The following is a 13481-nucleotide window of genomic DNA, read 5'->3' on the forward strand; positions in this document are numbered from 1 at the left end:
GGAAAACATCATGACTGATTTGAACCAACGACTGGCCGGCCTGTCGCCGGAAAAACGCACCCTGCTGATGCAGCAGTTGAGCAAACAAGCCGCGCCGCCGGTGCGCCACGACATCGGCCGCCTGCCGCGCCCGGCCCGCCTGCCGCTCTCCTTCGCCCAGCAGCGCCTGTGGTTCCTCGACCAGCTGGAGCCGGAATCGCCGGTCTACAACGTGCCCAGCGCGATATGGCTGCAGGGCGAGGCGCGCGCCGCCGTGCTGGAGCGGGCGCTGGGCGAGATCGTCGCCCGCCACGAGGTGCTGCGCACGGTGATCGTGCAGGACGAGGCCGGGCCGCACCAGCGCGTGCTGGCGGCCGCGCCGTTCACGCTGGAGCGGCTCGACGTCGGCGCGCTGCCGGCCGAGCAGCGCCGCGCGGCGGCGCTGCGCCTGGCGCGCGAGGAGGCGCGCCGGCCGTTCAATCTGGCCAGCGGCCCGCTGCTGCGCGCCGTGCTGATCCGGCTCGACGAGCGCCAGCACCTGTTCGTGCTGAACGCCCACCACATCGCCTTCGACGGCTGGTCGCACGGCGTCATCTTCGCCGAACTGTGCGCGCTGTACGACGCCTTCCAGGCCGGCCGGCCATCGCCACTGGCCGAGCTGCCGATCCAGTACGCCGACTACACGCTGTGGCAGAACGAGCTGCTGGCCGAGGGCAGCGCCACCCTGGCGCGCCAGCTCGACTATTGGAAGGAGCGCCTGGCCGGCCAGCTGCCCGTGCTCGAGCTACCCGGCGACCGGCCGCGCCCGGCGGTGCAGAGCAAGCGCGGCGCCGCGCGCTGCCACCGCATTGCCGCCGCCCAGTACGAGGACATCAAGCGCCTCGGCCGCGACGAGGGCGCCACGCCGTTCATGGTGGTGGCCGCCGCCTTCCAGGCGCTGCTGGCGCGCTACTCCGGCCAGGACGACCAGATCGTCGGCGTCGGCGTGGCCAACCGCCGCCGCGAGGAGATGGAGCCGCTGGTCGGCTTCTTCGTCAACACGTTGGCGCTGCGCACCGACCTGTCCGGCGACCCCAGCTTCCGCCAGCTGCTGGGCCGGGTCAAGGAGGGCACCCTGGGCGCCTACTCGCACCAGCGGCTGCCGGTCGAGCGGCTGCTCGAGGAGCTGAACCTGGAGCGCTCGCTGAGCCACTCGCCGCTGTTCCAGGCCATGCTGTTCTTCCAAAACTTCCCGCCGCAGGAGGTCAAGCTGCACGGCCTGAGCTTGCTGCCGACCGAGCACGGCGCGCTCGACGCCGGCACCGCGCGGGCCGACCTGACCTTGTTCGCCGGCGAGGAGGACGGCGGCCTGAGCCTGTACCTGGAGTACGCCACCGACCTGTTCGACGGCACCACCATCGACGCCTTCGCCGGCCACCTGGTCCAATTGCTGCGCTCGGCCGTGGCGGCACCGCAGCTGGCCCTGTCCAAACTGGAGATCCTGGCGCCGGACGAGCGCCGCCAACTGCTGCACGACTGGAACGCCAGCGCCCAGCCGGTGCCGCCGCAGGGCAGCGTGCACGCCATGTTCGAGGCCCAAGCGGCGCGCACGCCGGACGCCGTCGCCGTGCGCCACCTCGGCCGCAGCGTCAGCTACGCCGAACTCGACGGCCGCGCCAACGCGCTGGCCCGGGCGCTGACCGCGCGCGGCGTCGGCCCGGGCGACCTGGCCGGCCTGTTCGTGCGCCGCGCGCCGGAGATGCTGGTGGCGCTGCTGGGCATCCTCAAGGCCGGCGCCGCCTATTTGCCGCTCGACCCGGCCTATCCGGCCGAGCGGCTGGCCTTCATGCTGGAGGACTCGGCCGCCAGCGTCGTCGTCACCGAGGGCGCGCTGCTGGGCCAGCTGCCGGCCCAGGCGCCCGCCACCCTGCTGCTCGACGGGCTTGGCGCCGCCGACGAGGCGCCCGCCGTCGCGCTGGACGCCGACGCGCCGGCCTACGTGATCTACACCTCCGGTTCGACCGGCCGGCCCAAGGGCGTGCTGCTGCCGCACCGCGCGGTGGTCAACTTCCTCGCCTCGATGGCGCGGCGGCCGGGCATGACGGCGGCCGACCGGGTCTGCGCCGTCACCACGCTGTCGTTCGACATCGCCGTGCTCGAACTGCTGCTGCCGCTGACGCTGGGCGCCAGCGTCGAGATCGCCGACGGCGCCACCGCCGCCGACGGCGCCGCGCTGGCGCGCTTGATCGACAGCAGCGGCGCCAGCTACATGCAGGCCACGCCGGCCACCTGGCGCATGCTGCTCGAAGCGGGATGGCGCGGCCGCGCCGGCCTGACCGCGCTGAGCGGCGGCGAGGCGCTGACGCGCGAACTTGCCGACCGCCTGCTGGAGCGCTGCGGCGCGCTGTGGAACATGTACGGTCCGACCGAGACGACGATCTGGTCGACGGTGGAACAGGTCGGGCCCGACGCCGCGCCGATCAGCATCGGCCAGCCGATCGCCAACACCCAGGTCTACGTGGTCGACGCGCACATGCAGCTGCAACCGGCCGGCGTGCCGGGCGAAATGCTGATCGGCGGCGCCGGCGTGGCGCTGGGCTACCTGCGCCGGCCCGAACTGACGGCGGAGAAGTTCGTCGCCGACCCGTTCAATCCATCCGCCGCCGAGGCCAAGCTGTACCGCAGCGGCGACCTGGCGCGGCGCTGCCGCGACGGCCGCATCGAGGTGCTGGGCCGGATCGACAACCAGGTCAAGCTGCGCGGCTACCGCATCGAGCTAGGCGAGATCGAGGCGGTGCTGCAGGAGCACGCCGCGCTGGCCCAGGCGGTGGTGATCTGCCGCGAGGACCAGCCCGGCGACAAGCGCCTGGTGGCCTACCTGGTCGCCGCCGCCGGCGCCAGCGTGCCGCCGGCCGCCGCGCTGCGCGCCCACGCCGCCGGCCGCCTGCCCGAATACATGCTGCCGTCGGCGTTTGTCGCGCTGGCCCAGCTGCCGTTGACGCCGAACGGCAAAATCGACCGCCGCGCCCTGCCCAAGCCGGACGGCGCCAGCGTGGACGGCGCCGGCTACCGCGCCCCGCGCAACGCCGACGAGGAGGCGCTGTGCGCGCTGTGGGCCGAGGTGCTGGCCTTGCCGCGGGTCGGCATCGACGACGACTTCTTCAAGCTGGGCGGCCACTCGCTGCTGGCGACACGGTTGGTCATGCGCGTGCGGCAGACCCTGGGCGCCGAGCTGGCGTTGCGCAGCCTGTTCGAGGCGCCCACCGTGGCGGCCTTCGCCGAACTGCTGCTGCGCAACCGCCTCGACAACGTCGACGACGGCGCCCTGGCCGCCATGCTCGACCAACTCGAAGGCCTTTCCGACGCCAACATCGACGCGCTGCTGGCCGGCGCCGTGGAGCAACCATGAACCAACCATCACAGCAAACCGGCCAGCACGGCGGCGCGACGGCGGAAGACCGCCTGGCCCGCCTGACGCCGCAGCAGCGCGCGTTGCTGCTTCAGCGCCTGGGCGCCAACGGTAGAACCAGCGAACACGCCACGCCCGACCTGGCTGCCGGCATCGACGCCCTGGCGCCGCTGGCCGACGGCACGCCGTTCGCCCAGGCGCCGGCGCAGCAGCGCATCTGGTTCTTCGAGCGGCTGCAGCCGGGCAGCGGCGCCTACAACCTCTACCAGCACCACCGCCTGCTCGGCGCCTTGGACGCGGACGCGCTGCAGTCCGCCTTCAGCGCCATCGTCGCCCGCCACGCCGCCTTGCGCAGCGGCTTTTGCGAGCACGCCGGGCAGCCGATGCAAACCATCCACGCCGACGCCGCCTTCCAGCTGCGGCGGCTGGACCTGTCCGCGCAGGCGCCGGCCGCGCGCGAGACGGAACTGCACCGCCTGGCCAGCCGGGAGAACGCCCACCCCTTCGACCTGGCCCGCCCGCCGCTGCTGCGCGCCACCCTGGTGCGCATGGCCGACGACGACCACGCGCTGCTGGTGGTGCTGCACCACATCGTCGGCGACGCCTGGTCCAGCGACGTGCTGGGCTCGGAGCTGGAGCTGCGCTACAACGCCCTGGTCGGCAGGGAGGCGCAGGAATGGGCACCGCTGCGGCCCAGCTTTCCCGACATCGTGCGCTGGCAAACCGCGCCCGCGCAGCAGCGCAAGCTGGAACGCGGGCTCGACTACTGGCGCGGCGCGCTGGCCGGCGTCGGCGGCGCACTGAGCCTGCCGACCGACAAGCCGCGTCCCGACGTCCTCGGCGCACACGGCGCACGCCACAGCTGCCAGCTGCCGGCCGCCTTGATCGAACGGCTGGAACAACTGGCGCGCAACGAAAACGCCACGCTGTTCATGGTGCTGCTGGCGGCCTTCCAGTGCCTGCTGGGCCGCCACGCCGGGCAGGACGACGTGGTGGTCGGCACGCCCTTCGCCAACCGTGGCCGCGCCGAGTTCGAGCCCTTGATCGGCCTGTTCGCCAACACCTTACCGATGCGCGGCGACCTGTCGGGCGACCCCTCGTTCCGCCAACTGCTGGCGCGCACCCGCAGCTACTGCCTGGACGCCTACAGCCACGCCGACACGCCGCTCGAACGCATCGTCGACACCCTCAAGCTGGAGCGGGTGCCCGGACGCAGCGCCCTGGTCCAGGCGATGTTCGTGCTCCAGCCCGGGGTGGAAAAGCCGCTGCAACTGCGCGGCCTGCGCAGCCTGCCGCTGCATTGCGACTTCGACAGCGCCCGCTTCGAGCTGACCCTGTCGCTGACCCGCCAGGCCGACGGCATGCTGGCGGCGCTGGACTACAACACCGAGTTGTTCGAGCCCGCCGGCGTCGCCCGCATGGCCGGCCAGTACCTGGTGCTGCTGGACGGCGCGGCGCGCGAGCCGGACCGCGCGCTGTCGCGCCTGCCGCTGCTGGACGCCGCCCAACGCGCCGAGCTGCTGGCCCTGGCCGATGGCGGCCCCGCCGCCACCGTGCTGGCGCCGCCGGCCGGCGGCAATCTGTTCGGCTGGGTGCGCGCCCAGGCGGCGCTGCGGCCGGACGCCCCCGCGCTGCTGGCGCCGCACGCGCGGCTCAGCTACGCCGAGCTGGTACGGGCGGCCGCCGCCGTGGCCGGGCACCTGCGCGCGCTCGGTGCAGGGCCCGGCGCCCGCGTCGCCCTGCTGGCCGACCGCTCGGCGGACGCCATGGTCGGCCTGCTCGGCATTCTGGCGGCCGGCGCCGCCTACTTGCCGCTCGATCCGGCCCATCCCGACGACCGCCTGGGCCACATGTTGGACGACGCCGGCGCCTTCGCGCTGGCCTTCCCGACGCCGCTGGGCGGCCGCGCCGACCGGCTGGCCGGCAGCCGCCCCCTGCCGCTGTTAAGCCTAGATTGGCGCGAGCTGGCCGCCAGGACGAACCTGCCGACAAGCGCAAGTTCGCAGCAAGACCGCGCCGCTATGCCTTGCGCCACCGCCGCCGAAGCCTACGTCATCTACACCTCCGGCTCGACAGGACTGCCGAAGGGCGTCTCGATCAGCCACGCCGGCGTTATCAACCTGGTGCAGGCCTTCGCTCTGCGCCACGACTGCGCCGGCCACCGCCTGTTGATGATCCCGCCGCTGCAGTTCGACGCCTCGGTCGGCGACATCTTCCCCGTGCTGGCGGCCGGCGCCACGCTGGTGCTGCACCCGGCGCCGAACGAGCTGGGTCCGCGCGAGCTGGAGCGCTACTGCGCCGAGTTCGACATCAGCGCCATCGACGCGCCGGCCGCGCTGTGGCGGCGCTGGACCGAGGGCCTGGGCCGGCCAGCCGCCGGCGCCGAGCCCAGTGCCAGTGCCAGTGCCGCCTCGGCCACGCCCTTGCTGCCCACGCTGCGCATGCTGATGTTCGGCGGCGAGGCAGTGCCGCTGTCGCTGGTGCGCCGCTTCGCCGCGCTGACCGGCCGGCGCGTCACCCTGAGCAACCACTATGGCCCGACCGAGGCCACCGTCTGCGCCACCCTGCTCAGCACCGTCGACGGCGCCGGGTTGGCGGGGCCGGACCTGCCGATCGGCCGACCGCTGCCCGGCGTGCAAGTGCACGTGCTCGACGCCCATCTGCAATTGACGCCGCGCGGCGTCGTCGGCGAACTGTGCATAGGCGGCGCCGGCGTGGCGCGCGGCTACCTGAACGCGCCCGATCTGGACGCGGCCCGCTTCGTGCCCGATCCCTTCGCGGCCGATAGCGGCGACGGCGCAAGCACGAGGGAAGGCTCAGGCGCAGGCATAGACGCAGGCATAGACGCAGGCATAAGCCCAGTCGCGCCCCGCCTGTACCGCAGCGGCGACCAGGCGCGCTGGAACGCCGACGGCAGCCTGCACTTCATCGGCCGCAGCGACCAGCAAGTCAAGCTGCGCGGCGTGCGCATCGAGCTCGGCGAGGTGGAGGCGGCGCTGGGCGACTACCCCGGCATTGGCGCCGCCGTCGCCAGCGTCTGCGAGGTGGCGCCCGGCGAGCGCCGCCTGGTCGCCTACTTCGTCGCCGCCGACGGCGCCGCAGTCGACGACGCCGGCCTGCGCGCCTTCCTCGCCAGCCGCCTGCCCGACGCCATGCTGCCGTCGCTGTTCCAGCGCCTGGACGCGCTGCCGCTGACCGTCAACGGCAAGGTCGACCGCCGCGCCCTGCCGACGCCGAGCACCATGGCGCAGGACACCTCGCGGAATACCGCGCAAAACGCGCCGCGACGCGCCGCGACGCCGCCGGCCAACGACACCGAGCGCGCCATGCTGGCGATCTGGAGCGAGCTGCTGGCGCGCCCGGACCTGGGCGTCGACGACGAATTCTTCAGCGTCGGCGGCGACTCCCTGCTAACCCTGCCGCTGGTGTTCCGCCTCGGCCAGGCCTTCGGCGTTGAAGTGCCGCTCAGCGCCGTGTTCGCCGCGCCCACCGTGGCGGCGCTGGCGCGCGTGGTCGACGATCTGCGCGCAGGCATCGCGCCGGCCGAGCTGGACCTGGCGTCGAAGGTGGTGCTGCCCGCCGAGATCGACCCGGCCCGGGCGCAGCCGCCGCGCGCCCCGCGCGCGCAGCCCGGCTGCGTCTTCATCACCGGCGCCACCGGCTTCCTCGGCGCCTACATGCTGCGCGACCTGCTCGACCTGAGCTCCGCCCGCATGCTCTGCCTGGTGCGCGCGGCCGACCAGGCCGACGGCCTGCGCCGCATCCGCGCCAACCTGGATGGCTACGGCCTGTGGCGCCCCGGCGACGAGGCGCGCATCGAGGCCCTGCCCGGCGACCTGGCCGCGCCGTCCTTCGGCCTCGACGCGGCCGGCTTCGCCGCGCTGGCCGAACGGGCCGACGTGGTCTTCCACAACGGCGGCCAGGTCAACTTCCTCGCCCCCTACGAGAGCCTGGAGGCGGCCAACGTGGGCGGCACGCGCGACGTGCTGCGCCTGGCCAGCAGCGTCCGCGTCAAACCGGTGCACCTGGTCTCCACCCTGGGCGTCTACCTGACCGAGGACCAGCTCGACGCCACCGTCAGCGAGCGCTCGCCGGCGCCGACGCCGGCCGGCCAGCACGGCGGCTACAACCAGAGCAAGTGGGTGGCCGAGCAGCTGGCGTTGGCGGCGCGCGCGCGCGGCCTGCCGGTGGCGCTGTACCGGCCGGCGCGCATCACCGGCGACAGCCGCGACGGCACGGCCAACCTGGGCGACTACTTCCACTCGTGGATCAAGGGCTGTGTGCAGCTGGGCCTGGCGCCGCGCGTCGACGGCGACAGCTTCGACATGGCGCCGGTCGACTACGTCAGCCGCGCCATCGTCCAGCTGGCGCTCGGCGCCGGCCCGGCCGACGGCAACTTCCACTTCCTCAACCCGCGGCGCATGTCGCTCGACGAGCTGCTGGACTGCCTGCGCGCCGCCGGCCACGCCGTCGCGCCGACCGACTACGCCAGCTGGCGCACGGCCCTGCTGACCGCCACCGCCGACTCGCGCGACAACGCGCTGGCCGGCTTCGCCGCGCTGTTCCCGGCGGCCGAACGGATCGACGCGCGCGAACCGCGCTTCGACTGCGGCGCGACGATGGCGGCGGTGGCGCCGCTGGGCACCGTCTGCCCGCCGGCCGACCGCGCCCTGATGGCGACGTACCTGCGCCACATGCGGGCGCGCGGCTTCCTGCCCGCGCCGGCCGCGCCGGAGCGGCGCGCATGAGCGCCGCCGCCAAACCGGCCAAGCTGGCGCAGCTGGCCGGCCTGCGCAACTTCCTGCTGATCTGGTTCGGCCAGCTGGTGTCCGGCGTCGGCTCGCGCCTGTCGGCCTTCGCGCTGGGCATCTGGGTCCTGCAGAGCACCGGCTCGACCACCCGCTTCGCGTTGATCTTCGTCGCCATGGCGGTGCCGGCGCTGCTGGTGTCGCCGCTGGCCGGCGCCCTGGTCGACCGCTGGGACCGGCGCCGCGTCATGCTCGGCTGCGAGCTGCTGTCGGCCGCCAGCATGCTGACGCTGGCCGCGCTGCTGGCCTTCGACCGCTTGGCGCTGTGGCACATCTACGCCGGCGTCGGCCTGTCCTCGCTGGCCAACGCCTTCCTGGCGCCGGCCTACTCGGCCAGCATTCCGCTGCTGGCCACGCGCGAACAGCTCAGCCGCGTCAACGGCTTGGTGCAAACCGGCGCCGCCGTGGCGCAGGTGGCCGGGCCGCTGCTGGCCGGGGTGCTGGTCAGCAGCATCAGCCTATACGGCGTGCTGCTGGTCGACGCCGCCAGCTTCCTGACCGGCGCCGCCGCGCTGGCGCTGGCGCGGGTGCCGCGCCCGCCACGCGCCGAGGGGCCCGACCCGGCCGACCCGGCCGGGGGCGGAGGCCTGTGGCGCGAGGCCGGCGAAGGCTGGCGCTACGTACGCTCGCGCGGCGGCCTGCTCGGCCTGTTGTCGGTCTTCGGCGTCAACAACTTCCTGTTCGGTATCGCCAGCATCGCCATCACGCCGCTGGTGCTGTCCTTCGCCGACCCGGCCATGCTGGGTTTGCAGATGGGACTGGGCGGCGCCGGCCTGCTGCTGGGCGGCCTGGCGATGACCGCCAGCGGCGGGCCGACGCGGCGCATCCACGGCGTGCTCGGTTGTTCGCTGCTGGCCGGCCTGGCGCTGGCGCTGCACGGGCTGGCGCCGTCGATGCTGCTGCTGACGGCGGCCGGCTTCGCGCTGTTCGCCATGCTGCCGGTGATCGGCGCCTGCAACGACAGCCTGTGGCAGAGCAAGGTGCCGGCCGCGCTGCAGGGCCGTTGCTTCGCCATCCAGCGCGTACTGTCGGAGTCGGCCATGCCGGTCGGCTACGTGCTGGCCGGACCGCTGGCCGAACGGCTGTTCGAGCCGCTGCTGGCGCGCGACGGCGCGCTGGCCGACTCGCTGGGACGATGGATAGGCACCGGCGCCGGACGCGGCATCGGGCTGATGTTCATCACGCTGGGGCTGCTGATGGCGGCGGTGGCCTTGGCGGCATGGTGCGTGCCGGCGGTGCGCCATGTCGAGCAATTGCCGGACGCCTGCGACGGCCCGGCAGCAACAACGGAACGCGGGCAGATGGCGCCGGCCGGCCATGGCGGCCACGCCGGCGCGGCCTGATGCGCGCGCCCACGCAAGTGGATCACAACCAATCTTCGATGGTGAACATGATGACTCAAACAGAACTTCATACACAAGCGCCACGGGCCAACTGCCCGCCGGCGGAGCACGGCGTCGCGGCGGCCCCACCCAAGCCTCCCGGCCCGCGCCTGATGCGGGCCTCCGAGGTCGACCGCGACTATCCGGCCGACGCGCCGCTGGCCGAGGTACTGGCCTGGACCCGCGCCTTCCTGGCGCGCACCCACCCGGACCTGGGCCGCAAGGGGCCGGTCTGCCCCTTCGTGCCGATCGCCCTGGCGCAGGACAGCATTTGGCTGGCCGAGATCAACGACCCCGAGCCCAGCCTGGAGAGCATCGCGGCGGTCATCGCCACCTACCGCGACCTGTTCCTGGCCACCCCGCCGACCGACGGCCCGGACTCGATCAACAAGGCCTTCATGGTCCTGTTCCCCAACCTGGGCGCCGAGGGCGCCGCCGTGGTCGACCAGGTGCAGTACCGCCTCAAGCGCGACTTCGTCGACATGGGCCTGATGCTGGGCGAGTTCCACGCCCTCAACGAGAGCGCGGGCCTGCGCAATCCGGACTTCCGCCCGCTGCGCAGCCCCATCCCCATCCTGGCGATCCGCCACATGGTCGATTCGGACCTGCCCTTCCTGCTGCGCGACGGCTACCCGGCCGAGGCGCGCGCCGCCTTCCTGCGCGCCTACCTGTACCGGCTGGCCGGCAGCCTGGCGCCGGCCAAGCTGGAGCAGGCCATCGACGGCGTGGTCGAAGCCGAGATCGAGCGCCGCGCCGGCCACGCGCTGCGCGGCGAAGGCGCCGCGTTGGCCGCGCTGGCGGCGCTGCCGCTGCCGCCGGACCTGGCCGGCGAGCTGCCGCCCGCCGCCCCTGCCGCCAACGTCTGCGAAGGAGTACGTCCATGAGCGCACGCCCGCCACAAGCGCAGGATGACGGCCCGCGCCTCGACCAAACGGACGGCGAACAGCGCATCGCCATCGTCGGCGGCGGCCTGGCCGGCTCGCTGCTGGCGCTGGCGCTGGCGCGGCGCGGCCACGGCGTCGACGTCTACGAGCGCCGGCCCGACCCGCGCCGCCAGGACGGCGCCGCCGGCCGCTCGATCAACCTCGGCCTGTCCAAGCGCGGCATGCAGGCGCTGGCCATGGTCGGCCTGCTCGAGCAGGTGCTGGCGCGCGCCGTGGTGATGCGCGGCCGCGTCATCCACGCGCCGGACGGCTCAACCCGCTACCAGCCCTACGGCCGCGACGCCGGCGAGGTGCTGCACTCGATCGACCGCAACGAACTCAACCGCCTGCTGCTCGACCGCGCCGAGGCGCTCCCCGGCGTGCGCCTGCACTTCGAGCACCGCCTGCTGCGCGCCGACAAGGCCCGCCGCGAGCTCGAACTCGACAGCCCGCGCGGCCGGTTGACGGTGCGCCCGCTGTGGGTGGCCGGCGCCGACGGCGCCTTCTCCTGCATGCGGCGCGAGCTGCAGCACGGCGAGCGGGCCGACTACCACCAGGAGTATCTGGAGTGGGGCTACAAGGAGCTGACGCTGGCGCCGCTGGCCGACGGCGGCTCGGCCATCGAGCTGACCGCGCTGCACGTCTGGCCGCGCAGCCACTGCCTGTTCGTCTCGCACCCCAACCTGGACGGTTCGCACACGCTGACGCTGTTCCTGCCGCACGAGGGCGAGGAGAGCTTCGCCACCGTGCGCACGCCCGAGCAGGTGGCGGCGCTGTTCCGGCGCCACTTCCCCGACCTGCAAGCCATGCTGCCCGGCTTGCTGGAGCAATGGGCCAGCCACCCGACCGGCTCGCTGATCACCACCCGCACCGCGCCCTGGCGCTTCGACGACTGGGCCGTGCTGCTGGGCGACGCCTGCCACGCCGTCTACCCCTTCTACGGCCAGGGCATGAACTCGGCCTTCGAGGACTGCTGCGTGCTGATGGCGGCGTTGGCGGCCCGGCCCGCCGACCGCGCCGCCGCCTTCAGCGAGTACGAGTCGGCGCGCCGGCCGCACACCGACGTGCTGGCCGAACTGTCGAAGGCCAATTTTGTCGAGCTGCGACAGAAGGTGCAGTCGCCCTGGTTCATCGCCCGCAAGCGGCTCGACTTGGCGCTGAACCGGCTGTGGCCGCGCCGCTGGCTGCCGCTGTACACCATGATCGCCCATTCCACCATGCCCTACGGCGAGCCTGGCCCGCTCGCACCGCCAGGAGCGCCTGTTGCGCACCGTCCTGGCCTGCGCGCTGGCCGTAGGCGGCGTCGGACTGGCAGTCGCCGCCCTAGGAGTCCCGGTATGACAACCCATCCAAGCATCCCCCTCGAAAGGCGTGTCGTCGCCTTGCTGCTGTGCGCCTTCGGCGGCCTGTTCGCGGCGGTCGGCAGCAGCGCCTTCATCCGTCCCGGCTCGCCCTGGGCGGCGCTGGCCCTGCTGCCGCTGCTGGCCGCACCGCTCTGCCACGGCGCGCTGGCGCGCCGCCTGCCGGCCGCCTGGGACGGCCTGCGCCGCGCCCGCCCGCTGCTGTGCGCGCTCTGGCTGCTGCTGGCCCTGGCCGCGCTCGGCCGCAGCGCCGGCGTCGGCCTGTACATGGCCGACCCGCTGCGGTCGCAGGCCTCGGCCATCTGGTTCGACCCGTTCTACGTCAACCACAGCTGCCTGTCCGGCTACTGGAAGGCGGCCGAACTGAGCCACACACCCGGCATCAACATCTACCAGGAGCGGCCCTACGAGGGCAAGCAGGACAGGTTCAAGCTCGACGAGTACCTGTACCCGCCGCAGTTCCTGCTGCTGCCGCGCGCCGCCAGCGCCCTGCTCGGCACGCCGGCGGACAGCTTCCTGCCGCTGCGCGCCCTGTGGTTCGCGCTCGACGCCACGCTGCTGGCCGGCGCCATGCTGGCCCTGTGCGCTTGGATAGGCGGCGCCGCCGGCCGCCGCGCGGCGCTGCTGCTGCCGGCCGTCTGGCTGGCGCTGCCGACGCTGGTCACCCTCCAGACCGGCAATTTCCAGCTGCCCGCCATCGCCCTGTCGGTGCTGGCCATGCTGCTGTTCCAGCGCGGCCGCGCGCTGGCCGGCGGCGCGCTGTTGGCGCTGGCGATGGTGAAGATCTTCCCCGCCATCCTGTGCGCCTACCTGCTGTTCACGCGGCGCTGGCGCGCGCTGGCCTGCAGCGTCGCCTTCTCGCTGCTGTTCCTGGCCGCCGGCTGGGCCGTGCTGGGCGCCCAGCCCTTCCGCGACTTCATCGGCTACGAGCTGCCGCGCATCGCCAGCGGCGAGCTGTGGGCCTGGCTGGAGCTGGAGGGACTGGAGGGCGTGGTGGCGATCAACCATTCCGTGCCGGGCCTGGTCTTCAAGCTGCGCCTGCTCGGCCTGCCCGGCATGGACCACCACATGATGGCCAACGCGGCCTGGGTCTGGTCGCTGGCGCTGCTGGCCATCGCCTGGTTGGCGGCACGCCATGCCGGCGCCGGCGCCAGGCCCGCCTCGCTAGTCGGCGCGAATACCGGCGCAGGTGCCGCCGCCGACGCGGCCGACACGCCGACGGCGCGCCTGCGGCTGGCGGCGCTCTGGATCGCGCTGCTCGGCCTGGCCGCGCTGCGCAGCCCGTTCACGCCGGACGACTACGCGCTGTTCCCTGCCCTGTGGCTGTGGTGCCTGCTGGCCGCCGCGGCGCCGGCCGGCGCCGCCATCAGCGCGGCGCTGGCCCTACTGTGGCTGGCGCTGGCGCCGGTCATGCCGTTCAGCCTGGCCGCGCCGGCCCAGCTGCCGGCCCTGCTGGCGCTGTCCACGGCCAGCCAACTGGCCGCGCTGGCGCTGTGCCTGTGGTTCGCCCTGCGCCGTCAAAGCAACCTGGCGCGCGCCGCGCGCCGGCCGCAGCACGGCGACAGCAATACCTCCCCCTTTCCACCCGCCGGCGCCATGTCGCCAGCGCAGACCGATTCCCCACTTTGAAAGCGAGCATC

General features: G+C 73.7%; 5 protein-coding genes. All 5 read left to right on the forward strand.

Going from position 1 to position 13481, the window contains the following annotated elements; all coding sequences use genetic code 11:
* Nucleotides 1–10: 10 nt before the first annotated feature.
* The 5 genes from QC826_RS14365 to QC826_RS14385 all read left to right on the forward strand — a co-directional run bounded on the left by QC826_RS14365 (nucleotide 11) and on the right by QC826_RS14385 (nucleotide 13470).
* The gene (locus QC826_RS14365; RefSeq protein WP_279766194.1) at nucleotides 11–3367 is read left to right on the forward strand and encodes a non-ribosomal peptide synthetase; all 3357 of its coding nucleotides are present in this window, start codon (nucleotides 11–13) and stop codon (nucleotides 3365–3367) included.
* Nucleotides 3364–8115 (forward strand): non-ribosomal peptide synthetase, encoded by a 4752-nt coding sequence (locus tag QC826_RS14370; RefSeq protein ID WP_279766195.1) that lies wholly within the window; start codon nucleotides 3364–3366, stop codon nucleotides 8113–8115. Before QC826_RS14365 ends, QC826_RS14370 begins: the two co-directional genes overlap by 4 nt.
* A complete protein-coding gene (locus QC826_RS14375; protein WP_279766196.1) occupies nucleotides 8112–9518 on the forward strand; it encodes an MFS transporter in 1407 nt (468 codons plus the stop codon). Before QC826_RS14370 ends, QC826_RS14375 begins: the two co-directional genes overlap by 4 nt.
* 152 nt (nucleotides 9519–9670) lie before the next feature.
* Nucleotides 9671–10441 carry a DUF6875 domain-containing protein gene (locus QC826_RS14380; protein WP_279766197.1) on the forward strand — a complete coding sequence of 257 codons (771 nt, stop codon included), beginning with the start codon at nucleotides 9671–9673 and terminating at the stop codon, nucleotides 10439–10441.
* On the forward strand, nucleotides 10438–13470 hold the full coding sequence (locus QC826_RS14385) for an FAD-dependent oxidoreductase (protein WP_279766198.1): 3033 nt from the start codon (nucleotides 10438–10440) through the stop codon (nucleotides 13468–13470). Before QC826_RS14380 ends, QC826_RS14385 begins: the two co-directional genes overlap by 4 nt.
* Nucleotides 13471–13481: the final 11 nt, after the last annotated feature.

The sequence above is a fragment of the Rugamonas sp. DEMB1 genome, assembly GCF_029834475.1.
GTDB classification, from domain to species: domain Bacteria; phylum Pseudomonadota; class Gammaproteobacteria; order Burkholderiales; family Burkholderiaceae_D; genus Rugamonas; species Rugamonas rubra.

Bases quoted from the DNA above. Each gene is read 5' to 3' on its own strand.
- QC826_RS14375 (WP_279766196.1), top strand. From the start codon at position 8,112: ATGAGCGCCGCCGCCAAACCGGCCAAGCTGGCGCAGCTGGCCGGCCTG.
- QC826_RS14365 (WP_279766194.1), top strand. From the start codon at position 11: ATGACTGATTTGAACCAACGACTGGCCGGCCTGTCGCCGGAAAAACGC.
- QC826_RS14380 (WP_279766197.1), top strand. From the start codon at position 9,671: ATGCGGGCCTCCGAGGTCGACCGCGACTATCCGGCCGACGCGCCGCTG.
- QC826_RS14385 (WP_279766198.1), top strand. From the start codon at position 10,438: ATGAGCGCACGCCCGCCACAAGCGCAGGATGACGGCCCGCGCCTCGAC.
- QC826_RS14370 (WP_279766195.1), top strand. From the start codon at position 3,364: ATGAACCAACCATCACAGCAAACCGGCCAGCACGGCGGCGCGACGGCG.